This is a genomic window from Vogesella mureinivorans (assembly GCF_007644035.1).
Lineage (GTDB): Bacteria > Pseudomonadota > Gammaproteobacteria > Burkholderiales > Chromobacteriaceae > Vogesella > Vogesella mureinivorans.
The window spans coordinates 1-354 of the sequence record NZ_VMTV02000760.1; the positions used below are offsets into that span (position 1 = coordinate 1).

The 354-nt window shown below is 44.6% G+C and carries 1 protein-coding gene; it reads right to left on the reverse strand.

Annotated elements, in window-relative coordinates; genetic code table 11:
- Positions 1-354, reverse strand: a 354-nt coding sequence (locus FLQ44_RS18100; protein ID WP_206208969.1) for an IclR family transcriptional regulator domain-containing protein, incomplete at both ends; no start/stop codon positions are given.

Below are 354 nucleotides of genomic sequence, written 5' to 3' on the forward strand. Positions count from 1 at the left end.
GACGAGCCCTGCCCTGCGGTGTTTTCCCTGGTCCCCACTCCGTAATAGAGGTAGGACGCGATTCCTGGTCCGCCATGGATTCAGGGACAGAAATGATTGGCTCAGGTAAATATGCTGCAAAAACTCGCCCAGCAGCTGAGTTGACCAATGGCATAATTGAACCGACTTTTGTGACAATTGAAATTGGGTGATTAGATTCAATCGATTGTACAACCAAAGGACCTTTAGGTGACCATTTACTGATTTGAATACCACAGCCAATTTTATTTTGTAATTCATAAATTCGATGCTGTACCAACTGTAGGGCATCGGTATGTTGAATGCAGTTTAAACCTAAACGCCAAGCCTGATCAC